We start from the raw sequence: 25,137 nt of genomic DNA, 5'->3' as shown, positions 1-25,137 counted from the left end.
ATAATTTTAATGTGCTTGTAACCAATTATCACCTATCCCTAATTCTGCCTCTACAGGTACCTCATGCGGTAATAGTAAAGCCGCTTTCATATTGTTTAAAATCAATGGTTTTATAGCATCTAACTCTTCCTTTACTACATCAAATACCAATTCATCATGTACTTGCAACAACATTTTACTTTTAAAACCACCTTGTTGCAAAGCAGCATGTATTCGTATCATGGCCATTTTCACCATATCAGCAGCAGTACCTTGTATGGGTGAGTTAATAGCATTACGTTCTGCAAAGCCTCTTACGGTAAAGTTGGCACTTGTAATATCTTTCAACCAACGTTTACGCCCCATTAAAGTTTGTACGTAGCCATTTGTTTTTGCGAAGGCAATAGTGTCGTCCATGTATTGCTGAATACTTGGAAACTCTTTCTTATAATTATCAATAATTTCTTTAGCCTCCCCTCTTGGTATGCCTAAGTTTTCTGCTAACCCAAAAGCTCCTTGTCCGTAAATAATACCAAAATTCACACTCTTTGCTTTGTAACGCATTTCTTTTGTAACATCAGCCTCTGGCACTCCAAACACTTTTGCTGCTGTGGCTGTATGAATATCTTTACCTAAACGAAAAGCTTCACACATATTTACATCGCCACTTATAGCAGCAACAACCCTTAATTCAATTTGAGAGTAATCAGCAGAAACCAATACATGGTTTTCATCTCTCGGTATAAATGCTTTTCGTATTTCTCTGCCTTTTTCAGTACGTATAGGAATGTTCTGTAAATTAGGATTGGTGCTGCTTAGCCTGCCAGTTACCGCTACCGCTTGTGCATAGTTGGTATGTACCCTACCGGTTTTAGGATTCATTAATGATGGAAAAGCATCAACGTATGTGCTACGCAATTTTGTTAACTCTCTAAAAGTGAGTATTTGGTCGCAAACTGGGTTTTGTGCTGCTAATTTTGCTAATACATCTTCACCTGTTGCATACTGCCCCGTTTTGGTTTTTTTTGCTTTCGGATCTAATTTCATTTTATCAAAAAGCACTTCACCTAATTGCTTTGGTGATGCCAAATTGAAACGAACGCCTGCTAATTCATATACTTTTTCTTCTGCAATTTTTGCTTCAGCATCCAACTCTTTTGAATAAGATTGTAAAAAGTCCATATCAACTTTAATACCTTCAAACTCCATATCTGTCAATACTTTCACTAAAGGATTTTCAACTTCGTAAAAAACTTTTTCTACTGCTTTTTCTTTTAAAGCTGGTAAAAAAACTTGCTTTAATTGTAACGTAATATCAGCATCTTCAACGGCATATTCTTTTGCATCTTCAATGGCCACATCTCTCATAGTGCCTTGTGCTTTGCCTTTTTTACCAATTAACGAAGTAATGCTAATGGGTGTATATCCTAAAAATTGGGTACTCAGTAAATCCATGTTACGCTTACCTTCTGGCTCAATAACATAATGTGCCAACATGGTATCAAAAATATTGCCTTTTAAAGTGTAACCGTACCACTTCAACACTAACAAATCATATTTTAAATTTTGACCAATCCATGTTTTGCTTTCATCATTAAACAGCGGTTGTAGTTGTTGTAAGATGTTGTGTGTGGTAGTTGGGTCATCAGGACAAGGTATATACCAACCTTCGCCTGGTTGTATTGAAAAACTTAAACCTACTAAGGTAGCTAAGTTAGCATCTATGTTGGTCGTTTCAGTATCAAAGCAAATTTCTTGCGCCGCCATTAAGGTTGTTACGAGTGCTGTAATACCCTCAGTTGTATCCACTAAATGGTATTGATGAGGTGTGTTTTCAATATTTTTATCAGCAATAATAGGTGCAGCTGTCGTTTCAGTTATACTATTTTCATTTGGCAACGTTGCTGCATTGCCGAATAAATCCATTTGGCCATTTTTACTAGCCGTTGGTTCGTTGGTTATTGATTGAATTTTAGTGCCTAAAATTCTTTCTCCCATTGTTTTAAACTCAAGCTCTGTAAATATGTCGAGCAACGCCTCTTTATTCATAGGCGTAAGAGTAAAATCTTCTTCATGAAAAGTAACGGGCACATCTAAAATAATGGTGGCTAATTTTTTACTCATAATAGCCGCTTCTTTACCATTACGTACTTTTTCGCCTAAGGCTCCTTTAATATTATCAGCATTTGCAATAATGTTTTCAACGCTACCATATTCTTTGATCAACTTAGCAGCTGTTTTTTCACCTACACCTGCAATACCGGGTATATTATCAACTGCATCGCCCATTAAACCTAAAATATCAATTACTTGATCAACCCTTTCAATACCCCATTTTTCACATACTTCTTTCGGACCTAAAATTTCTACACTGCCGCCTTGTCTGCCTGGTTTGTATATTTTTATTTTATCTGATACGAGTTGGCCATAATCTTTATCTGGCGTAACCATGTACACTTCGTAGCCAACTTTTTCAGCTTGTTTTGCCAAAGCGCCAATAATATCATCTGCCTCGTAACCATCTAACTCCACAACAGGTATATTAAAGCCTTCAATAATTTTTTTAATATCGGGTATAGAGGCGCTGATATCTTCAGGTGTTTCTTGTCTGTTTGCTTTATAATCAGCAAAATCAGTATGCCTTTCTGTTGGTGCATGCGTATCAAAACACACCGCAATATGGGTAGGTTTTTGATTGTTAATAAGCTCTACTAAAGTATTGGTAAAGCCAAATTGAGCATTGGTATTACGGCCTTTACTCGTAATACGGGGGCTACTTACCAAACTATAATAAGCCCTAAAAATGAGGGCATACGCATCTAACAAAAACAGTTTTTTTTCTTCCATTTGGTAAAGATAAATATTTACAGATGTTACTTTATAGCCACCTTAAAATTAATACATATAAAAAAGCGCAACCATTGAACTGTTGCGCTTTTAAGCATATTTTTGTTATTAAAACTTCGTTTCTAAATACAGCGGTAGCATGGCCCTCCATGTAGGCCAATCATGTTTCCACTCTTTACCCCAAATAGATGCATCATGAGCTATACCTTTTGCATGTAATATTTCAGAGAATTTTGCTGTAGCAGATGGGTCTTCATAATCGCCACAACCTGTTAAAATATGGATATGATGACTTTTGCGAATATTGCTTAAATACCAATCATCAGTAAGGTTAGGAATATAATGAGCTGGTGAGTTAAAATAAACTTGTTCATCCCAATAACCATCGGTGTACTCTGTTAAATCATACACCCCACTCATGGCAATAACGCCGTTGATTAAATCAGGGCGCTTTAAAAACAAGTTCATGCTATGCAATGCCCCAAATGAAGCACCGCATAAAATGATAGGTGTTTCGTTAGACGTGTTGGTTTTAATAAATGGTATTACCTCGTTATAAATGTAGTTATTGAATTGGTTTTGACGAATAGCTTTGTGAGCACCTTCCATTTCTTTATTCAACCAACTTTCGTTATTGATACTGTTTACTGAAAAAACCCTCACTTTGCCACCATTTATGTAGGGAGCTAACGTATCCATTAATTGAAAACGTTCGTATTCTAAATAATCGGCTGCGGCTGTTGGCACAAGTAATAATGCAAAACCATAATCGCCATAGGCTACTATGGGCATATCTTTCTGTAATGCCGGGCTAAACCAGCTTGTTGTTGCTTTTTTCATATTTACAAAAGTTGGGGTTTGTTGTACAAATACGTTGTTGCGTATTATTTTTTATCAAATTAAAACTAAATCATTTAAAATTTAAATAAATCAACAATATTTTACCTATAATTGAGTTATATAGCATTACAACTATTATTTCTATTTAAAGCTGTGCAGTAAAACAGCATTCAAATTTTATGAAATTAAAATTATTAAGTTTATTAGCAGCAACTGCCTTACTATTAAGTGCTTGTGAAAAAGATTTTAGTGAGGAAAACGGTGACCTACCTATATCAAATAACGGAAGCGGCAGTGGAGGAAGCGGCGGCGGCACCGGCGGTAGTGGAAGTATTGCTGGTTGTAAAGATTGTATTTATGTACCCCGTTGCGATGGCTCCGTTTACAAATACATTGATACAACTGCAGGGTCAGTAACACAAAGAAACTATACTTTACAATTTGTTAAGGATACTACTATTGACAGCCAAGTATATCAAAAATTTTTAGGTGAAGGTGGTAATACGCCTACTTATTATAACTGTACCTCTGGTGTTTCTACATCTATCATTTACAATGGTGCAAGCCAAGGTGGTACTGTTTTACCATATGTAAAATTAACCCTCTTAAAAGCCAATGAGCCAGTAGGTGCTACATGGACGAGCAATTTTACTGATCCAACATCAGGCTTAGTGATCATTAACACCTTTAATATTGTTGCTAAAGATATTACCCGTACCGTAAACGGTGTAAACTATAACAATGTTATTCATTTACACATGGTACAATCAGCAGTAGTACCCGGTTTAGGTAACCAAATACTTACACAAAACGATTATTACATTGCTAAAGGCATTGGCAATATTGAAAGCATTAGTTTTGAATCGTTTGGTGGCACCCAAATTTTACACAGTATTTTGGTAAGCGCTGTTATCCCTTAATAATTATTCTAATACCCCTTCTGTTATTTCCGTCCACAAGGCAGCATAACATTGGGCAGCATAACTACTTTTTGCAAAAGCTTCAATGGGCATTTTATGGATGCCCATTTTTTCTACGTCAGACAAATAGGGAATATAGTTTCCAAAAAAACGTTTGTCTTTAAACAATTGGGTCATTATTTCGTGGTGCATGTTTTTACGTAAGTCTGTCATGGTAAAAAAGCACATCAATTTTGCTACATCAAGTGACTTTTCTTTAAAATAATCTTTCACCATATTATAGGTACGTACTGATAAAGTTGTAGGAATAACGGGCATCAACACAATATCAGCTGCATTAAAAATATTTTCGCTTAACGCAGAAAAGCCTGGTGGGCAATCAATAAATACAAAATCGTACTCTCCTTCAAACTGCTTTAAAATATTTTTGAGTCTATTTTTATTGCCTTGCATTTCGTTCACCATAATGTCGAAACTTTTGGCACTATTATCAGCTGGTATTAAATCTAAATGTTCGTAATCAGTTGCCAACACAGCAGCTTCTAAATCAGCATCTTTACTAATTAATTTTTTTATACTTGGGTGTGTTTTGGGTTTGGCCTTAAAGTAAAACGAGGTAGCACCCTGTGGGTCAATATCCCACAACAAGGTTTTATACCCGTCTTTCGCTGCTAAGTATGATAAATTAACACAGCTAGCCGTTTTGCCTACGCCGCCTTTTAAATTATACAATGCAATTACTATCATATAAATATTATTTAAAGAACCATTGGTAGTAGGTTATAAAGTTAAATGATTCTTTTTTAAAATACCATCAAAGTACTTTGTTTTACTACCATCACTGTTTTTATTCACCCGTTCATCAAACCCATTTTTGCTATACCCACAAAAGCACTATATTGTAACCTGTAATTGATAACCAAAAAATACAACATGTTTTCATTTAAGCAAACTTTGGTGGTTGCAACAGCCATCGTTATGAGTGCGCCTGCTATGGCACAACAAAAACAACTGACGGATGATCAGTTTTTTAAAAATAACTTTAAAGGCATTGTTCAGCCTATGCCTGTGGTTACACGTTGGGTTGATAATACTCATTTTTTATTGGTAAAAGATGGTAAAACCTATGTAGTAGATGCCAAAACAGGTGTTGAAAGAGAAGCTAATGATGATGATAAAAAACAGCAAAAAATAGAAGTAGCACCATCAGCTTACAGCAAAAACAATGATTTGTATGTAAAGCTTAATAATGTTGAAACAAGGTTAACCAACGATACGTTACCTGAGATAAACGCAACAATTAGCCCCGATAATAAATTTTTTGCGTACACTAAAAAGAACGATTTATATACTGTTGAAATAGCCACACAAAAAGAAACCCGTTTAACAACCGATGGTAGTGATGTAATTATGAATGGGTATGCCAGTTGGGTATATACTGAAGAAATATTAGGAAGGGCCTCTCGTTACCGTTCATTTTGGTGGAGCCCCGATAGTAAGCATATTGCATTTTTTAGAACAGATGATAGCCCTGTACCTGTATTTACCATTACAGATGCCCCCGGTCAACATGGTTATTTAGAAACTGTACGTTACCCTAAAGTTGGCGATAAAAACCCTGAAGTAAAAGTAGGTATGGTAGCGCCCACCGGCGGTGCAGTGGTATTTGCAGATTTTAATGCAAAAGATGACCAATATTTTGGTGCACCTATTTGGACCAACGATGGTTCATCGCTTTGGGTACAATGGATGAACCGTAAGCAAAACAATTTAAAAATATATGCAGTAAACCCTGCAACAGGCGCCAAAGCTGAGTTGTACGATGAAACTCAAAAAACTTGGATTCAATTAGAAGATGGTTTTGAGCGCATGCATATGCTTAAAAACAACAAAAACTTTATTTTAGAAAGCGATAAAACTGGTTGGAATAATTTGTATTTATACGAAATGTCGGGCAAATTAATTAACCCTATTGCACCAGGTAATTACACAGTTGTTGAAGTAAATTATATTGATGAAGCTAAAAAAGTAGTATACTTTACTGCACGTAGTAGAGAGAATACGGCCAGAAGAGATTTTTACAAAGTAAACTTTAATGGTAAAAATTTACAGCGTTTAACATTTGGTGATTACAACCACATGAGCATTAATTTATCGCCTGATGCTAGTTATTTTGTTACCACTTACAACAATGTAAGTACGCCTACAAGAAGTACCTTGGTTAATAATGCCGGAAAAATCATCAAAGAAATTGGTGATAGCAAAGGCCCTGAGTTAAACGATTATAACTTAGCAAAAACGGAATTGATTAGGGTTAAAAGTGATGATGGTTTATATGATTTACCAATGAGGGTTACTTGGCCCATCAACTACGATAAAAATAAAAAATACCCTGTACTCATTTCTATTTATGGTGGCCCAAATGCAGGCACTGTTATGGATAGCTGGTCACTTAATGGTACGCAACAGTTTTATGCAAAAGAAGGGTTGATACAAGTAGCCATGGACCATAGGGCTAGCGGCCACTTTGGTAAAGAGGGTGTAAACTACATGTACCACAATTTAGGCTATTGGGAAATGAAAGACTATGCTGCTATGGCCAAATGGTTAATCGCTAATGGCGGTGCTGACCCTAAAAAAATATGCATTACTGGTTTTAGTTATGGTGGTTACATGAGTTGTTATGCACTTACTTATGGTGCTGATGTATTTACACATGGTATGGCTGGCGGTAGCGTAACCGATTGGACGTTGTATGACACACACTATACCGAACGCTACATGGGTACACCAGCTGATAACCCTGAAGGATATAAAACCAGCTCAGTATTAAACTATGTTGACAAATACAAAGGCATGTTACAAATTGTACATGGCAATATTGATGATAATGTGCATTTACAAAACAGCATACAATTAATAAGCAAATTACAAGATCTTAAAAAAGATTTTGAAATGATGTTTTACAGTGGTGGCCGCCACGGTTGGGGTGGTAACAAAGGGGTGCATTTCAATAACTTAAAAACACAATTTATTTACAAGTACTTGCTTGAAAAGCCGGTACCAAAAGCCATGTTGAAATAATAATAAAATAGTATAAAAAATTAAAAGCTGCCACTTAATACGTGGCAGCTTTTTTATTACGCTTTTAGCAAAACCCTTCGTTCGTGCACTTCAAAATAGTTTTAAATTTGTAAAAATCACTCACATTGTCAACATTCAAATTACAATCATCCTATACACCAGCAGGCGATCAACCGTTGGCTATTGCTCAACTAACGGAGGGCATTAATAACGGCGAAAAGCACCAAGTATTATTGGGTGTTACCGGTAGCGGTAAAACGTTTACCATGGCTAATGTAATTCAAAATGTACAAAAGCCTACATTGGTTATTACCCATAATAAAACCTTGGTAGCACAATTGTATGGTGAGTTTAAACAGTTTTTTCCTGATAATGCGGTGGGGTATTTTGTATCGTACTACGATTATTACCAACCCGAAGCATACATGCCAAGCAGCAATACTTATATTGAAAAAGATTTGAGTATTAATGAAGAGCTTGATAAATTGAGGTTACAAGCTACCGCCCAACTTTTAAGTGGCCGTAGAGATATTATTGTGGTTGCAAGTGTAAGTTGCATTTATGGTATGGGTAACCCCAGTGAATATGAAAATGGTATTATCCGCATTCAACAAAACCAAGTAATTAGCCGTCAGGGTTTTTTACACAGTTTGGTAAATAGTTTGTACAACCGTAGTCAGGTTGAATTTAGTAGAGGCACTTTTAGGGTTAAAGGTGATACGGTTGATATTAATTTACCGTATGTTGATCATGGCCTTCGGGTAAGTTTTTTTGGAGATGAAATTGAAAGCATTGAAACGCTGGAACTCAGTACAGGCAAGCGCATTAGCAGTGTGAAAGATGCGGCTATTTTTCCGGCCTCCCTGTATTTAGCACCTAAAGAATTGCAAGCAAAGGTTATTAGTGAAATACAAGATGAGTGTTATGCCCAAGCTGAGTACTTTAAACAATCAGGTAAATTTATTGAAGCCCAACGTATTACCGAAAGGGTGAATTATGATATTGAAATGATCAAGGAGTTGGGTTACTGTAACGGCATTGAAAACTACTCTCGTTTTTTTGATAGGCGTCAACCTGGCGATAGGCCTTTCTGTTTGATTGATTATTTCTCTAAAGATTTTTTGTGCATTATAGATGAAAGTCACCAAACCGTACCACAAATAAGTGGTATGTACGGCGGTGATAGAAGCAGAAAACTAACATTAGTAGAGTATGGTTTTAGGCTACCTTCAGCAATGGATAACCGTCCACAAAACTTTCATGAGTTTGAAAATTTAGTGAACCAAACCGTATACGTTTCTGCCACACCCGGTGAATACGAATTAGAAAAAAGTGGTGGTGTAGTAGTAGAGCAAGTGGTAAGACCAACGGGATTATTAGACCCTCCAATTGAAGTTCGCCCTTCCATTAATCAAATTGATGATTTGTTAGATGAAATTGACAAACGTATTCAGCAAGGCGATAGGGTTTTGGTTACCACCCTTACCAAACGTATGGCTGAAGAGATGGATAAATATTTACACCGCATCAACATCAAATCAAAATATATACACAGTAATGTACATACCCTTGACAGGATTGAAATTTTGAGGGAATTACGTTTGGGTATTATTGATGTTTTAGTAGGTGTAAACTTGTTAAGAGAAGGTTTAGATTTACCTGAAGTATCACTCGTGGCTATTTTAGATGCAGATAAAGAAGGCTTTTTAAGAAACGAACGCAGTTTAACACAAACAGCAGGTAGGGCTGCAAGAAACTCCAAAGGCTTGGTAATTTTTTATGCAGATAAAATTACAGAGAGCATGCAAAAAACAATTGATGAAACCAATAGGCGTCGTGAAAAACAAATAGCCCATAACACCCAATTTGGCATAACACCTACTACCATCTCAAAAACTAAAGAGCAAGTATTTGCACAAGGCAGTGTGTTAGATATTAAAGGGTACGATGCTACTAAAGAAACGGCAGTTGGAGCCGATGAAAGTGTAATAAATATTGCCGCTGAAGATGAAACAATTTATAAAACCATTCCACAACTTGAAAAAGGCATCAATAAAGTAAAGAAAGAAATGGAACGAGCTGCAAAAGATATGGACTTTATGGAAGCCGCTCGTTTAAGGGATGTGATGTTTGGGATGCAAAAAGAACTAGAAGCGATGAAGCAGTAGCTCTTTTATGAATGTAAGTTTAAAATAAATATTGTACGTAAACTAAATATAAAAGCGCCACATCAATAATGCGGCGCTTTTTTTGAACGTGCTATTACAATTTATTTATCTTAATATTTTCACCATTGGCTAGTTTTAAAATATACATGCCTGTACTGTAGTTTGTTAAGCTGATGTAAACCGTATTAAAATAAATAGGTACTGTTTGTATTAATTTACCTGTTGCATCAAATAATTGTATGTTGGTGCCCAACAAGCCTTGATCGCCAATACTTACCGTTAGTTTTTCTTTTACAGGGTTTGGATATACCACTGTTGGTATTGTATTTACTTTATTATTTCTGATTGTAATGATATTTGAATAAGTGAAGCGACCATCATTATCAATCATTTTGAGCCTATAATACATTAAGCCTGTTTTTATCCATACGCCATTGTCTCTTTGTTGGTAGTTATGTGCACCTGAACCATTGGCAGCTATGGTATATGCTTTCTGAAAAAATACAGCATCATAACTATATTGTAATTCAAAACTATGGGTATTAATTTCGTTAGATGTGTTCCATTGTAGCAAATTAAATCCATCTTTTGCAACACCTGTAAATGATAGTAAATTTAAAGGCAATGTAAAACATGCATTGCATGCAATTCCTCCAGTAAGTACCACATCATCTAACCTAAAGCCTACACTACCCGTAGAATTATCGCTGCCCATAATCCATCTAAATTGTACAGTTTGACCAATAGTACTTGCTGGCAGGGTTACTTGGGTTGGGGTAAATGTTGTTGAGGCGCCCGTCCATGCTTGCCTACCACCAATAGGGTTCCCAAACGTGTTATTGAGCGTAGCAATATATCCTCCTGTAATAAAAACGCCTCCTGCGGTTACAATATCAGTAAATGCACCTGCACCTATTTTCATTTCGAGTACTACACCATCATAAGTACTCTCTAAAGTATATGCTTTATTAAAACTTAATACCGCTCCACTGCCGGTGATATTAAATACAGGGCTAATCAGTGCTGTACTATTTACCGTTGTAGGGTCATTTACAAAAGCAGTATTGGGTGCTGAGTTGGGGGTGGTAGTACTTGTAACCCAATTAATGGCTGTACCTGATAATTGCGATTGTACCCAACCTGCTGGTAAAGCCGGTGCAGTAACAGCATCAAAATTTTGTGAACCCACTATTACAGGAGCGCCAACGTTATATGTTTTTGTAATAGTGCCCATATTAGTAGCCCCATCTGTTAATTGCCATGTAACAGATACCACATTACCACAAGCAACTGTATTGTTTATGTAAAATGAAAAGTTTTTGGTATCAGATGCGTTAGGGGCCAATGCACCATAAGATTGTGGTGCACTTGGAAAAACAATATCTGCAGATGATTGTAACGTTGCCACTAAATTACTGGTTGATAATGTACCTACATTCGTAATAGGTAGGGATACGGTTATCAACTCTTGAGGATCAGGTATAAAACCTGTACCACATGATTCGGCTGTTATGGTAGGACCTGCAGACTGTGCAGCAGCTACCGCTTGGGTGTTGGTGTTGCTTACAACTAAGCTAAAATCTTGATCGAGTGCAGTACCAAAATTGGGTATACCATCACCTGCAATATTGGTAGCTTTTACCCTTACAACAACGGTGCCGCTGGTACCAGCAGGCAAAAACACACTCTCTACATTATTGCGAACATCAGCAATGCCTCCGGGTGTTGAATTAGCGCCTGTAAAAACATTCCCTAAATAGGTTTGTCCGTTTACAATCACTTCTACATCAAGGTTATTAACGTAACTATTACCGGCGGTAGAGCCAGGCGCATCGGTATAAGCCATGGTAATTCTTAACGGTAAACCTGTATTAGCAATTACCCCTGTAAAAGTACGAACCTGACCACTTGCAGTAAATACATCGGCCGCCAATTGATCTCTAATAATCAAAGGATTATTTACAATGTTGAAATAATTATTCATGTTCACCAAACCCATACCTTGGTTATTTGAAAACAAATTATCATTTGCACCAGTACCGTTCATATATCCAGCACTGGCTAAAATCATGGCTTTTGTCATTGCCGGACTAGGTGGTGTATATGCATTATTAATAAAATCTTGACGAATTAATGCTGCAAACCCAGCCACTGCAGGGGTTGAATGGCTTGTACCGGATGAGGCTGTGTACCAACGCTGCGTTCCACCAGGGAAAAAATTACTACCTACACCACCGCATACACCGCTACCATTAAAGCATGCAGCAGCGGAGCCGTTACCTGTAGTGACTGTAGCCACATTACTTTGGTAAACACCACCCGTAATATGTGTGCCTGGGGCTACTATATCGGGCTTTTTACGACCATCAGTACAAGGACCTCTACTTGAAAATGAAATGATATCAAAAGCATTATTAGCACCAACATCGGCAATAGCACAACCATCAGCACCACCAAAAGCCCTTACCCCTTCGCTAGCGCCTACTGTAATTACATTTTTACCTGTACCGGGTGAGCCAATAGTTCCAACGCCACTACCAGCATTACCGGCACTAAATAATATTACCATTTCTTGGTTACCAGCAGCAGCCACTGCTGCACCAGTTGGTTGAGCATCTCTCACTAAAAAATCATATGCTTGCGCATCTGTAGTATAGGCACCTGCAACATTTGCGCCCCAACTATTGCTACTAATACGACCAGCATCTCTGTAAGATTCAGATTCAATTTTTGAAAAAACAGGGTTATTGTAAGTTCCCCCAACATTAAAAATGGTGCTATTGCCCACTTTAACAAAGGGAGCAATACCTAATCCATATCGAAACCCATTTACATCAGCATGGTTGGCATTTCCAATCAATGCGTTGGGAATGTACCCACCAATTATATGAGCATTAAGGTTACCATGTCCATCGCAACCACGGGTATCAGCATCAGTAGCCGTACCTTGTTTATGTACAAAAGCCACCCTTGTTGTTTGTGCTTTATCGCCATTTTTATACAAACCAAAGTGCGATGTTACACCAGGTACGTTAGCTACACTTCCACTATCTAAACCATCATCTGTTACATTAACTACAAAACCTGACGCATCAAATTGGGCTTGTGAAAATCCTTTTCCTACTAAATAATCTAAGTAGTTAGAAGGGGATGGTGCCACTCCGGTAATTTGTCCGGTCATGATTACAGCCTGACTTTCATCTTGCTTTTTGGGTACTAAGTAAGGATGTATTGAAATTACATCGGGCCTGTTTGCAATGGCTTCAACAAATGCAGCATCAAGTTTAACATCAATATTTACATAATGGTGCACCCGTTGTACATTTATAATTTGTCCGTTACTTAACTTTTTAAGTACCTCAACGGTTTCGTAGTTTGTAGCATCATCTGCATACAATTGTATTTGAAACGCATTGTGTACAATATGGCTATAATCTACAGCACCTTTAGCATCTTTACCAAATACATCGGGAGCAATTTTATAAGCTGGTAAATAGGCACCCTCCCAATCAATGGCATTTGCTTTATTTTTTGCCGCTTGTTGAATTTGTTGAATACTGGCACTGTTTGCATATATGAGGTAAGTATAGTTTGGTATATAATCAATCACATCAGCATCGGCATCTTTTAAAAGCTGAAGGTATGCTGGTTGTATAACTGTTGCAAACTTTACCAAATGCATTCTTTTACCTACAAATGAAGTTATTGGGCTACGTAGCGTTTGTACAGATGGTAAGGCAGTATTCAGTTGTATAGCATTTAAATAAATAACTTTATCATCGTCATTGCTTGTAAAATTATCTTTCAATAAGGGTGAACCTGAACCTCCTAACTTAAACTTTTTGCCAATAGGCTGAGGTACACCAAAAATAGAAATAGCTGCTACTAAAACTGTAACCAATAGAATGGTTGCATGCAATAAAATTTTATTGCTATTTGCATAAAGTTGTTTCATCTTTTATAAATTGAAGTATTAAAAAGACGGTATTGACAGGAAGATGGAAGTTTGGTAAATCTAAATTAGTGAAGGTTCGTTATGTACGACTCACTCATATGAGGGATATTGCAAACTGAATTTACTATAAAAATAGAATAATTATTTAACATGAATAAGAATATTCAATTGATCATATTACTACTTCTATTAGGGATGCAAGCAACAGCGCAACTTAATATTAATGGTAAAATTAAAAATAATGCTAACGAGCCCATTGTTGGCGCATCAGTTTTTATTAGCAATACTTCATTTACAACGGTTACAAATGTGAATGGACAATTCACATTATCCAACATTCCCATTCAAAAAGGCGAATTAATTATTAATGCGCTGGGCTATAAAACTTTTGTAGTGGCTGTAAATAGCAGCGCTACTGTATTTGATATTGTACTTGAGCAACAGCCAAAAGAGTTAGACCCCGTAATAGTACAATCGCTTGAAAAAAATGGCTATCAAAAATGGGGTAAGTTATTTTTTGATTTATTTGTGGGCACTACTCCAGAAGCAGCAAATTGTAGTATTCGTAATACCAAAGTGTTGCGATTTTATTACGATAAAAAAAATGGGATTTTAAGAACAGTAGCCTATGAACCGATCATTATTGAAAACCGTTCATTGGGTTATGAAATAAATTATAGCCTAGAAGACTTTACTTACAATGCTAAAGAAAAAACGATTTTCTTTTCGGGTTACCCAGTGTTTAAAAATTTAAAAGGCGGTAAAAGGAAACAACAACAGTGGATAGAAAATAGGAGCGATTGTTATAATGGCAGTGTAATGCATTTTATGCGTAGCATATATACCAACCAATTAACGCAGCATAATTTTAGTGTGCAGGCGGCTAAAAAGGTAAAAAATGAAGAGAAACAAAGGGTGAAAAAAATTGTTAGACAAAGTATTAATTTAGGTAACAACGATTTTAATTTTAATAAAAACGACTCTTCAACATATTATAATGATGTACTCAAGCAAAGCGATGAATTTTTTATAAGCAACGGTAAACCTTTACCAACTGATAGTTTTGCTTATGCTATTGATAGTACTATTGCTGCCATTTATTTTGATCATTATTTATGTGTGCAATACAGCCCAACTAATGCTCCTAAAAAAATAAGTTACTGCACTTTACTCACGCCTGAAATTATTGAGATATACCAAAACGGTGCTTTTTACAATGCAACCAACTTTTTTACAGAAGGGTATTGGTCAACCACCGAAAAAATTAGTAGACTACTCCCTTTAGATTATCAACCACCCAATAATTTCAACAAATAAAAAAGCGTTACTGAGTGTAACGCTTTTAGTATTTTCATTAATCTATTTTTTCTGGTCGCATCATCGGGAAAAACAACACATCTTGTATAGATACTTGTCCGGTTAGCAACATACACAAACGATCAATACCGAAACCAATACCACTGGTTGGTGGCATACCATATTCCAACGCTCTTAAAAAATCGTGGTCAATAAACATGGCTTCATCATCGCCACGTTCCATTAAACGTACTTGTTCTTCAAAGCGTTCTCTTTGCTCAATAGGGTCGTTTAACTCACTGTAAGCATTGGCAACTTCTTTACCGTTAATCATCAATTCAAAACGCTCTACTAAGCCTGGTTTGCTGCGGTGCTTTTTTGTAAGCGGACTCATTTCAACAGGGTAATCAGTAATGAACGTTGGTTGAATGTAATGGTGCTCACACTTAGTACCGAAAATTTCATCAATCAATTTTCCTTTACCCCATTTAGCATCTGCATGTATATTGAGTTGTTTACAAACATCTCTAATACCTGCTTCATCCATTGTGCTAATATCAAAACCAGTATGTTCCTTAATAGCATCGTACATGGTAATACGTTTGTAAGGCGCTTTAAAACTAATTTCTTTATCGCCAATGGTTACAGTAGCAACGCCGTTGGTAGCAATGGCGGTGGTTTCTAATAATTGCTCCGTAGTATCCATCATCCACTCATAATCTTTATAAGCGGTGTAAAATTCAAGTACCGTAAACTCTGGGTTATGGGTACGGTCCATCCCCTCGTTTCTAAAATTGCGGCTAAACTCATATACCCATTCAAACCCACCCACAATCAATCTTTTTAAATACAATTCGTTTGCAATACGCATGTACATAGGCACATCAAGTGCATTGTGGTGTGTAGTAAACGGACGAGCCGCAGCACCACCCGGTATACTTTGTAACACCGGTGTATCAACTTCTAATGCACCTCTTTCATTTAAGAAATTTCTGATAGCATTTACCATTTTAGTACGCTTGGTAAACACTTCTTTAACGCCGGGGTTCACAATTAAATCAGCATAGCGTTGGCGGTAACGAAACTCAGGGTCGGTTACTTCATCATATGTTTCACCATCTTTTTCTTTTACGATTGGTAAAGGACGTAATGCCTTACTCAACAACGTAAACTCCGTAATATGGATAGATGTTTCGCCAGTTTTAGTTGTAAACACAAAACCTTTAACGCCTACAAAATCGCCGATATCAATCAACTTTTTCCATACTTGTTGGTACAGGGTTTTATCGTCTGTTGTACAAATATCATCTTGCCTAATATAAAATTGTATTTTACCTGTAGCATCTTGCAATACGGCAAAATTGGCTTTACCCATATCTCTCACACTCATAATTCGGCCAGCAACGCATACATTGGCAAAATCATCTTTATTTTCTTCACCTTTATAATGTTCTTTAATATAGGCCGCTGTGGTATTAACAGGGTATAATGCCGCTGGGTACGCATCAATACCTAGTTTGTTTAACTCTGCTAGTTTCTCTCTACGAATAACTTCTTGCTCTGATAAATGTTGTACGCTCATAACTAATTTTATTGCGGTGCAAAGGTAATTGCAAAATGCATCAATAACTAACGGTATGGGCTAAGATTTACGTTTTTAGGTAACCTATGCATCATATATCTGCTATTGATTGTATAATTTTGCTGCCTAAAACATGCACATTTGAAACCTGCTGTAAAAGCACATATTGCCTTATTTGCCACCAATTTATTTTTCGCCATCAATTTTACTACTGTAAAATATTTAATTAATGGCGGTTATTTAAAAGCATTTGGGTTGAATTTAATTAGGGTAGGTGTAACAGGTATTTTATTGTGGGGGCTTTATTTTTTCAATAAAAATAAAAAACGAATTGCTGCAAAAGATTGGAAACAATTTTTATTTTGTGCCATTACAGGCGTAGCCATTAACCAACTGTTTTTTATTAAAGGATTATCACTTACCTACTCCATACATGCCTCCTTATTATTATTAATTACACCTATTTTAATAACGTTTATTGCTGCATGGTTATTAAGAGAAAGACTTTCTAATAATAAAATAATCGGGTTAGCACTGGGTATTGGAGGTTCGTTGATATTGGTATTAGCAAAAGAAAAATCTGGCAACGGTAGTGATGTTTTGTTGGGCGATATTTTTGTAATACTCAATGCAATATCATACACATTTTACTTTGTGTTGGTAAAGCCATTAATGCAAATTTATAACCCCGTAGCTGTGTTACGCAATGTATTTACCATTGGCTTTTTTTTAATACTCCCTTTTTGTTTTACTGAGTTTAACCAAATACAATGGCACACTTACGGCATTAAAGAGTGGAGTGCTTTGGGTATGATCACCATTACAGGTACTTTTTGTGCATACCTATTTAATATTTACGGCATTAAAACATTGGGGGCATCAGTAGCAGGCACCTATATTTACTCACAACCTGTATTTGCAGCTGCAATAGCCATCACCTTTTTAGGTGAAACATTATCTGCCTATAAATTATTAGCTGGCGCTTTTATTTTTGCAGGAGTGTATTTAGCCAATAAAACCACCAAACATGCCACAAATAATTAAGTCGTTAACCGCAGCGCATTACACAGCTGCAGGAGCTTTGTTTAAAGAGTATGCACAATGGTTGGGTATTGATTTATGTTTTCAGCAATTTGATGATGAGCTTGCCCAATTACCCATTATGTACGGCGAACCCAATGGAGGTATTTTTTTATTGAAAGATGATATACAGTACATTGGTTGTGTTGGCGTACGTACCAAAGAGCCGGGCATTGCTGAACTAAAACGTATGTATATTCAACCTGCCTACCACGGCAAGGGTTTAGGGCAGTTATTGTTACAAGAAGCGATCGCCTTAGCTACAACTATAGGTTTCACCAAAATAAGATTAGATACTTTGGCCACCATGACGCCTGCTATAGGATTGTACAAAAAAAATGGCTTTTACGAAATACCACCCTACTATTTTAACCCAGAAGCCAATGCGGTATTTTTTGAGAAGTTGTTGTAAGGGATAATGTGTAGTTATACTTACCCCATATAATTTATACTATTGCTTTCAAGCTATTCACTAACTGTTATATAGCTGTACCATAACTGTTGTAAAGCTGTTGGTACGGAGTAAGTGAACTTTTGGATAGCTTTAATAGCTAAGTTGGATAGCTATTGGTAATCTAATAAACAGTGTAAAATGCTATAATAATATGTACTTGTGATGGTTAATTTTTATGGTGTATAGCTATTTCTAATGATTTTAAATTTACTTTTCAAACAGATTAATATCTACGGAGTGATACATAGCGTTCTGCTAAACTAACTACTCCATCAATAACTAACATTTATAACAATTTTACCCAAGTGTATTTAATAAAAAACTACAACCTTTATTAAAAGTTGTAGCCCCTTTATAAAATTCTAATATGAAAGCATTGTTGTTTATAACAACCACTTTTATTTTTTACCTTCTAATACTTTTAATAGTAAAGTAGCAACGGCTTCAGATGATGCTGGGTTTTGGCCCGTTATCAACAAACCATCTTGTTGGGTATAACTTCCCCAATTTGCCCCTTTACTGTAATGCCCACCTAACTTAACAAATTCATCTTCCAACAAAAATGGTACAATTTCAGTTAAGCCAACAGCAGCTTCTTCGGTATTTGAAAAACCTGTAACTTTTTTACCTTTTACCAATGGTTGTCCGTTTTCAGCCTTTACATTTACGAGTGCTGCTGGGGCATGGCATACAAATGCAATTGGCTTTTGGGTGTTGTAAAAAGTCTCTATTAGTTTGATGGATGTTTTGTCGGTTGCTAAATCCCACAACGGACCATGACCACCTGGGTAAAAAACTGCATCATAATCATCCACCTTTACATCACTAAGTTTAATGGTATTTGCTACCGCATTCATCGCTTTATGATCAGCATAAAAGCGTTTGGTTGCCGTAGTTTGGGCATCTTCAGCTTCACTTTTAGGGTCAATTGGCGCCTGCCCACCAGCTGGCGAAGCTATGCTGATGTTAACACCGGCATCAACCATTGTATAATAGGGCGCTGCAAATTCTTCCACCCAAAAGCCTGTTTTATTACCCGTGTTGCCTAGCTCACTATGTGAGGTTAATACAAATAAAATGTTCATTTTTATATTTTAATTTTTTATTTATTGATAGTATTGCTGCGTATTGTACTCAATTTAGTTGTTGGTAAAACAAGTTTGATACTTCATTATAACCGGACAACTTTAATGCCAAACAACCTAGTAACTACAAAGCGTTTTTAATTACAATAATGTTACAACATTAATATAGGTAGGCTGTAAAGTATGTTAGTATTTAATAAACTTTTATAACAATACCTACCAACTACCTTGGCTGTATTTTACTATTTCTATTGATGGAACTGTGTATCCGTAAAAATATTTATTGAAATATAACAATGTGAATGTTTTGCCAAAAGATAAAATGACTTTTAACCTTTGTTTGTTTTTGTATTCTATTGTATGAAAATATTTATCAACAAAACCCAATAAATGCCATGAAAAAAATTTACACAATCATTATGATGTTATCAATTGGTAGTATAACATTTTTAAGCTGCAGCAGTACTAAAAATACCAATAAAGATGTTACAGGTATTGGTGGCACAGTTATTAAAACCGTAGGCACTATTGTTGGAGCAATTGTGCTTTCAAAAATTATTAATTCCGTTTTAAAAACGGTTACTGGCAGCACTGCATTTAGTGGTGTTACGCAGAACAATAATTTTTTATCGAACTTTAATGAAAACACGAAGCTTAGTAGTTTTGCACAAAGTCCACTTTTAAAATCTGCATTACAAGTGCTAGTAGCAGAGCGTTACCAAATACCATTAACAACAGTTGCCAATAATTACAACAACCTCATAACTGTAGGTGACCTTGCTACTTTTATTGGTAAAAATGGTAGTGCTAAAGCATTGCAACCGTTGAAATAGCATTTGTAAGCCCATGAAAATTTTCGCCTTGGTTTGAGGTGATTGACATTTCGTTAATATTAAGAAAGCGTTGGGGGTAAAAAACACCAACATTCATAAGTTGTTGCCGTAATGTTTCGGTAGGTGTGTACAACAACCGATAAAAAATGTTTTTTAGTGCCTTTATACAATCTGCACATTTTGGTGCAATTTGTTGGGTATAATAAATGCAACAGTTATGTTTTACTTACTTTTCTTTTTTAGTTATCGTTTATGACATAAAAAAGTCCCAGTAGCGCTTATACCACCGGGACTTTTTTATTGTATTATTTTCTTAAAAAAAATTATGCCATTTCAGAAGCCATCGCTTTGCTTACACGTTTGCGATCTTCTTCATTTAAAATGGTTTTACGCAAACGAACATTTTTAGGTGTTACTTCAATACATTCATCAGCTTGTATGTATTCCATACACTCTTCTAAAGTCATTAAAATTTTTGGTGCAGCTTTGCTAGCATCATCACTACCGCTTGCACGGTGGTTGGTTAATTTTTTTGCTTCAGTTGCATTTACTACTAAATCGCCTGGCTTAATATGCTCAGCAATAATTTGACCTGCATATACATCTTCACCTGGGTCAACAAAAAAGCGACCACGATCTTGTAATTTATCAATTGAATAACCTGTTGTTCTTTCTGTTGTTTTGCTTAACAATACACCATTGTTACGACCTGGAATAGGACCTTTCCAAGGTTTGTATTCGCTGAAACGATGTGCCATTACAGCTTCACCTGCAGTACCTGTTAACATGGTGCTACGTAAACCAATTAATCCACGTGAAGGTATTTCAAATTCTAAATGTTGCATTTCACCTTTGGTTTCCATAATCAACATTTCGCCTTTGCGTTGTGTAACCAAATCAATTACTTTACCGCTGTATTCTGAAGGTACATCTACCACCAAAATTTCATACGGCTCATGCTTAGCACCATTAATTTGTTTTACCAATACTTGCGGCTGACCAACGGTTAATTCAAAACCTTCTCTACGCATGGTTTCTATTAATACACCTAAGTGCAAAATACCTCTACCAAATACTAAGAAGCTATCTGCACTATCAGTATCTTCAACACGTAACGCTAAGTTTTTTTCGGTTTCTTTCATTAAACGATCTCTCAAATGGCGGCTCGTTACAAACTTACCTTCTTTACCAAAAAATGGAGAGTTGTTAATACCGAATAACATACTCATGGTAGGTTCATCAACACTAATTACAGGTAATGCTTCTGGGTTTTCAACATCAGCAATGGTGTCACCAATATTAAATTCTTCTAAACCCACAACGGCACAAATATCACCAGCAATAACTTGCGATACTTTCTTTTTACCCATGCCTTCAAAAACATACAATTCTTTGATCTTCATTTTTTTGATGGCACCATCGGCTTGCATTAAAGCAATTTGTTGGTTTTCTTTAATAACGCCACGTGCTACTTTACCTACGGCAATACGGCCAAGGAACGAAGAGTAATCTAATGAAGTAATTTGCATTTGCAAAGCACCTTCGTTTACTTTTGGCTCTGGTACAAATTTTACAATACCATCTAACAATGGGTTGATGTTATCAATTTGTGTTAATGAATCGTTGAACCAACCGTTTTTACCTGAGCCATAAAAAGTTGGGAAATCTAATTGCTCTTCAGTAGCATCTAAATTGAAAAACAATTCAAATACTGCATCGTGTACCTCATCTGGCCTACAGTTAGGCTTATCTACTTTATTTATTACAACAATTGGCTTTAAACCTAATGCTAATGCTTTTTGTAATACGAAACGGGTTTGTGGCATCGGACCTTCAAAAGCATCTACCAACAATACAACCCCATCGGCCATTTTCAATACACGTTCTACCTCACCGCCAAAGTCACTATGCCCTGGTGTATCAATTACATTGATTTTAATATCTTTATAAACTACTGCAGCGTTTTTACTAAAAATGGTAATACCACGTTCTCTTTCAAGATCGTTGCTATCCATAATTAACTCACCAGTATCTTGATTGTCTCTAAATACTTTGGTAGCATGTAAAATTTTATCTACCAATGTTGTTTTTCCGTGATCTACGTGTGCAATAATTGCAATGTTGCGAATGTTCATTTAAATGATTTATTGTGCTTCAAAAAACTGAAGCGTTGTTTTGAGGGCGCAAAGGTACGTTATTTTAGCCGGATGGCAAGTGAATGGGGCGGATTGTAAAAGGTATTTGTGTTAAATATTATATGCTAACGGCGTATACTACTACTCACCATCAATCACTTAGGTGTGAATATGGTTATTGGCTGGTAATGTAATCATCACCCAAAAGTATTGTATTGTAAGATGTTGATGGTGCTAATTACTAATTATTGGGCATGTTGAGTGTAACATAACCTATATATATAGTTTTGGTATGGGGGCATGTGCAAAAAGTAATAGGCATAAAAAAAGCCTGCAATTATGCAAGCTTTTGTAGTGGTGGTGTGGGCCGGGATTGAACCGGCGACACATGGATTTTCAGTCCATTGCTCTACCAACTGAGCTACCGCACCTTATTTCTGAAAAAGAATTTAAAGAAATATTATCCCCGTAGGGGTTGCAAAAATAAGGAGTTATTATTAAATGAGCAACATAAATGAGCATTTATTTTAAATTTCATTAATTGCCGTACTCACTTAAAAATTTTATACGCATGAGTTTTAGTTGTTCCCAATTAAAATCACCATCGGCTAACTCTTGCTGCGCCACTTTAAGGTCTGATGTTTGGCAGCCTTTAAAGTACTCCATAATTTCTTCTTGCTCGTATTCATCAACCATTTCATCAATGGCGTAGCCTAAATTTAATTTGGTACCGCTGGCTACAATGGTTTCCATTTCTTCTAACAACTCTTCTAACTTGAGCTCTTTTGTTTTGGCGATGGTTTCTAAAGCTATTTTTTTATCAACGTTTTGTATGATGAAGATTTTGTTGCTGTTTTTGTTGGCAACACTTTTCATTACAAAATCATCGGGCCTAATGATATCATTTTCTTCCACATACTGGTTAATAACATCTAAAAATGGTTTACCATAACGCAACGATTTGCCTTTGCTTACGCCACTAATTTTTTCAAGTTCCTCCATTGTAGTAGGAAACATGGTAGCCATATCTTGCAATGAGCTTTCTAAAAATATTACAAAGGGTGGTAAGTTTTTTTCTTTAGCTACTTTTTTACGTAGCTCTTTTAGTTGCTCAAATAGTTTTTGATCAGTAACACCTGTTGGTTCGCCTGCTGGTGCCGTTGCTTCATCATCGGCATTAGCATCTTCAAACAAATTGTTTAATACAATTTTAAAGCTGGTTGGTTTCTTTAAAAATGCTTTACCTGCTTTGGTTATTTTTAATACGCCGTATTCAACAATATCTTTATCGAGTAAGCCTTCTAAGAGCATTTGCCTAATTAAACTGCTCCAAAAATGGGGTTCTTTATCATTACCACATGCAAACACATCTAACTCATCGTGCCTGTACATTTTAACCGCAGGGGTTGCTTTACCGGTGAGTATGAGTAAAACATATTCAATGGCAAATTGTTCTCCTAAGGCGTTAATGGTTTTTAATACATCAACAGTCGCTTCTTTGGCTTCTACTTTTTCTTTAGGGTGTAGGCAGTTATCGCAATGGCCGCAACTGTCTTTATCATCGTACTGTTCACCAAAATAATAAAGTAAGGTTTTTCTACGACAAACACTGCTTTCAGCGTATGATACGGTTTCATTTATAAGCTGAGCCCCTACTTCTCTTTCACTCAAACTTTTATCTCTCATTAAATGCTCGAGCTTGCTTACATCTTTATGTGAATAGTATAAAATACATTTACCTTCCATACCATCTCTACCGGCCCTTCCTGTTTCTTGGTAATAGTTTTCTATTGATTTGGGGATGTTGTAATGTATTACAAAACGTACATCGGGTTTATCAATCCCCATACCGAAGGCAATGGTTGCTACAATAACATGAACTTCTTCATTCAAAAATTGATCTTGCCTTTGCGCCCTCAATTTAGCATCTAACCCTGCATGGTACGCCACTGCTGTAATACCATTGGCATTGAGCATAGCTGCTAACTCTTCCGTAGTTTTTCTGTTGAGGGTATAAACAATACCGCTTTTGTTTTTGTGCTGTTGTATAAAACGTACAATACTTTTATTGGTTTGGTCAACATTAATTTTGGGCTGTATTTCGTAATATAGGTTAGCCCTGTTAAATGATGATACAAATATGTTAGGGTTGCGTAAACCGAGGTTTTTTACTATATCGCTTTGCACTTTAGGGGTTGCTGTAGCAGTTAATGCTATAATAGGGATGGTAGGGCTAATGAGTTCCGTCATTTCTTTTAAACGGCGGTATTCGGGTCTAAAATCATGCCCCCATTCTGAAATACAATGGGCTTCATCAACCGCAAAAAATGAAATGTTCAGGGTTTTAAAAAATTCGATGTTGTCTTCTTTTGTCATGGTTTCAGGCGCCACGTACAACATTTTTGTTTTACCAGTGGTAAGGTCATCTTTAACCTGTTTTATTTGCCCTTTATTTAACGTGCTGTTTAAAAAATGGGCTACATGGTCTTTACTACTATAGCTTCGCATTAAATCTACCTGATTTTTCATAAGGGCTATTAAAGGCGAAACGATGATGGCCACACCATCTAAAATCATTGCAGGTAATTGGTAACATAAACTTTTACCGCCACCTGTTGGCATAATAACAAAAGTATCGTTACCTGCTAAAAGGCTATTGATAATATTCTCTTGCTGACCTTTAAAAGTGTCGAAGCCGAAGTTATTGAGGAGGTGTTGTTTTAAATTTGGATAAGCTACCAAAGCATTATGGGCCGTTTCGGCCATTGTGCTCTTTTTTTTGGGGGTAGTCTTGGTTTTTACTGTAGCCATATTAAATTCTGTATTCTATATAATTATTGCAACCATGCAATTAGGTTTTTTGTAAGAGGGCTGCAAAG

General features: G+C 36.3%; 15 protein-coding genes and 1 tRNA gene. 7 read left to right on the top strand and 9 right to left on the bottom strand.

Going from position 1 to position 25,137, the window contains the following annotated elements; all coding sequences use genetic code 11:
- Positions 1-6: 6 nt before the first annotated feature.
- Together polA and ACFOWM_RS09695 are read right to left on the bottom strand one after the other, a co-directional pair.
- Entirely contained in the window at positions 7-2,826 is a 2,820-nt protein-coding gene (gene polA / locus ACFOWM_RS09700) for a DNA polymerase I (RefSeq protein WP_379709320.1), read from the bottom strand.
- Between the two features lie 108 nt (positions 2,827-2,934).
- Positions 2,935-3,666, bottom strand: coding sequence for an esterase family protein (locus ACFOWM_RS09695; RefSeq protein ID WP_379709318.1), 732 nt, complete (start codon positions 3,664-3,666; stop codon positions 2,935-2,937).
- Between the two features lie 179 nt (positions 3,667-3,845).
- Between ACFOWM_RS09695 and ACFOWM_RS09690 the strand changes: the two genes are divergently transcribed.
- On the top strand, positions 3,846-4,586 hold the full coding sequence (locus ACFOWM_RS09690) for a hypothetical protein (RefSeq protein WP_379709316.1): 741 nt from the start codon (positions 3,846-3,848) through the stop codon (positions 4,584-4,586).
- Positions 4,587-4,589: 3 nt separating this feature from the next.
- On the opposite strand, the gene ACFOWM_RS09685 is transcribed toward ACFOWM_RS09690, so the two are convergent.
- Positions 4,590-5,333: a ParA family protein gene (locus tag ACFOWM_RS09685; protein ID WP_379709314.1), complete on the bottom strand. Its 744-nt coding sequence runs from the start codon at positions 5,331-5,333 to the stop codon at positions 4,590-4,592.
- Positions 5,334-5,519: 186 nt separating this feature from the next.
- Here ACFOWM_RS09685 and ACFOWM_RS09680 point away from each other — a divergent pair, with 186 nt between their 5' ends.
- Positions 5,520-7,670, top strand: coding sequence for a S9 family peptidase (locus tag ACFOWM_RS09680; protein WP_379709311.1), 2,151 nt, complete (start codon positions 5,520-5,522; stop codon positions 7,668-7,670).
- Between the two features lie 125 nt (positions 7,671-7,795).
- Entirely contained in the window at positions 7,796-9,838 is a 2,043-nt protein-coding gene (gene uvrB, locus ACFOWM_RS09675; protein ID WP_379709309.1) for an excinuclease ABC subunit UvrB, read from the top strand.
- 94 nt (positions 9,839-9,932) lie between these two features.
- On the opposite strand, the gene ACFOWM_RS09670 is transcribed toward uvrB, so the two are convergent.
- The gene (locus ACFOWM_RS09670) at positions 9,933-13,793 is read right to left on the bottom strand and encodes a S8 family serine peptidase (protein ID WP_379709306.1); all 3,861 of its coding nucleotides are present in this window, start codon (positions 13,791-13,793) and stop codon (positions 9,933-9,935) included.
- A gap of 150 nt (positions 13,794-13,943) precedes the next feature.
- On the opposite strand from ACFOWM_RS09670, the gene ACFOWM_RS09665 reads away from it, so the two are divergent.
- On the top strand, positions 13,944-15,110 hold the full coding sequence (locus ACFOWM_RS09665; protein ID WP_379709304.1) for a carboxypeptidase-like regulatory domain-containing protein: 1,167 nt from the start codon (positions 13,944-13,946) through the stop codon (positions 15,108-15,110).
- Between the two features lie 37 nt (positions 15,111-15,147).
- Here the strand turns inward: ACFOWM_RS09665 and lysS are convergent, their stop codons facing one another.
- Positions 15,148-16,671, bottom strand: a complete 1,524-nt coding sequence (lysS, locus tag ACFOWM_RS09660; protein WP_379709301.1) for a lysine--tRNA ligase — start codon at positions 16,669-16,671, stop codon at positions 15,148-15,150.
- Positions 16,672-16,812: 141 nt separating this feature from the next.
- Between lysS and ACFOWM_RS09655 the strand changes: the two genes are divergently transcribed.
- Positions 16,813-17,715, top strand: a complete 903-nt coding sequence (locus tag ACFOWM_RS09655; protein WP_379709299.1) for a DMT family transporter — start codon at positions 16,813-16,815, stop codon at positions 17,713-17,715.
- Entirely contained in the window at positions 17,699-18,163 is a 465-nt protein-coding gene (locus tag ACFOWM_RS09650) for a GNAT family N-acetyltransferase (RefSeq protein WP_379709296.1), read from the top strand. Before ACFOWM_RS09655 ends, ACFOWM_RS09650 begins: the two co-directional genes overlap by 17 nt.
- 440 nt (positions 18,164-18,603) lie before the next feature.
- On the opposite strand, the gene ACFOWM_RS09645 is transcribed toward ACFOWM_RS09650, so the two are convergent.
- Positions 18,604-19,290, bottom strand: coding sequence for a type 1 glutamine amidotransferase domain-containing protein (locus tag ACFOWM_RS09645; RefSeq protein WP_379709294.1), 687 nt, complete (start codon positions 19,288-19,290; stop codon positions 18,604-18,606).
- A 395-nt stretch (positions 19,291-19,685) separates the two neighbouring features.
- On the opposite strand from ACFOWM_RS09645, the gene ACFOWM_RS09640 reads away from it, so the two are divergent.
- Positions 19,686-20,123, top strand: coding sequence for a hypothetical protein (locus ACFOWM_RS09640; RefSeq protein ID WP_379709292.1), 438 nt, complete (start codon positions 19,686-19,688; stop codon positions 20,121-20,123).
- Between the two features lie 323 nt (positions 20,124-20,446).
- On the opposite strand, the gene typA is transcribed toward ACFOWM_RS09640, so the two are convergent.
- The 3 genes from typA to recQ all read right to left on the bottom strand — a co-directional run bounded on the left by typA (position 20,447) and on the right by recQ (position 25,069).
- Positions 20,447-22,258 (bottom strand): translational GTPase TypA, encoded by a 1,812-nt coding sequence (gene typA / locus ACFOWM_RS09635; protein WP_379709290.1) that lies wholly within the window; start codon positions 22,256-22,258, stop codon positions 20,447-20,449.
- Between the two features lie 355 nt (positions 22,259-22,613).
- A tRNA-Phe gene (locus ACFOWM_RS09630) sits at positions 22,614-22,689 on the bottom strand.
- Positions 22,690-22,795: 106 nt separating this feature from the next.
- A complete protein-coding gene (gene recQ / locus ACFOWM_RS09625) occupies positions 22,796-25,069 on the bottom strand; it encodes a DNA helicase RecQ (RefSeq protein ID WP_379709288.1) in 2,274 nt (757 codons plus the stop codon).
- Positions 25,070-25,137 lie beyond the last annotated feature (68 nt).

The organism is Ferruginibacter yonginensis (genome assembly GCF_042651465.1).
GTDB classification, from domain to species: Bacteria; Bacteroidota; Bacteroidia; order Chitinophagales; family Chitinophagaceae; genus Ferruginibacter; species Ferruginibacter yonginensis.
Note: the sequence above shows the minus strand (reverse complement) of the source record. Positions and strands in the feature narration are given on the sequence as shown.

Bases quoted from the DNA above. Each gene is read 5' to 3' on its own strand.
- polA (WP_379709320.1), bottom strand. From the start codon at position 2,826: ATGGAAGAAAAAAAACTGTTTTTGTTAGATGCGTATGCCCTCATTTTT.
- ACFOWM_RS09695 (WP_379709318.1), bottom strand. From the start codon at position 3,666: ATGAAAAAAGCAACAACAAGCTGGTTTAGCCCGGCATTACAGAAAGAT.
- ACFOWM_RS09690 (WP_379709316.1), top strand. From the start codon at position 3,846: ATGAAATTAAAATTATTAAGTTTATTAGCAGCAACTGCCTTACTATTA.
- ACFOWM_RS09685 (WP_379709314.1), bottom strand. From the start codon at position 5,333: ATGATAGTAATTGCATTGTATAATTTAAAAGGCGGCGTAGGCAAAACG.
- ACFOWM_RS09680 (WP_379709311.1), top strand. From the start codon at position 5,520: ATGTTTTCATTTAAGCAAACTTTGGTGGTTGCAACAGCCATCGTTATG.
- ACFOWM_RS09670 (WP_379709306.1), bottom strand. From the start codon at position 13,793: ATGAAACAACTTTATGCAAATAGCAATAAAATTTTATTGCATGCAACC.
- ACFOWM_RS09665 (WP_379709304.1), top strand. From the start codon at position 13,944: ATGAATAAGAATATTCAATTGATCATATTACTACTTCTATTAGGGATG.
- lysS (WP_379709301.1), bottom strand. From the start codon at position 16,671: ATGAGCGTACAACATTTATCAGAGCAAGAAGTTATTCGTAGAGAGAAA.
- ACFOWM_RS09650 (WP_379709296.1), top strand. From the start codon at position 17,699: ATGCCACAAATAATTAAGTCGTTAACCGCAGCGCATTACACAGCTGCA.
- ACFOWM_RS09645 (WP_379709294.1), bottom strand. From the start codon at position 19,290: ATGAACATTTTATTTGTATTAACCTCACATAGTGAGCTAGGCAACACG.
- ACFOWM_RS09640 (WP_379709292.1), top strand. From the start codon at position 19,686: ATGAAAAAAATTTACACAATCATTATGATGTTATCAATTGGTAGTATA.
- typA (WP_379709290.1), bottom strand. From the start codon at position 22,258: ATGAACATTCGCAACATTGCAATTATTGCACACGTAGATCACGGAAAA.
- recQ (WP_379709288.1), bottom strand. From the start codon at position 25,069: ATGGCTACAGTAAAAACCAAGACTACCCCCAAAAAAAAGAGCACAATG.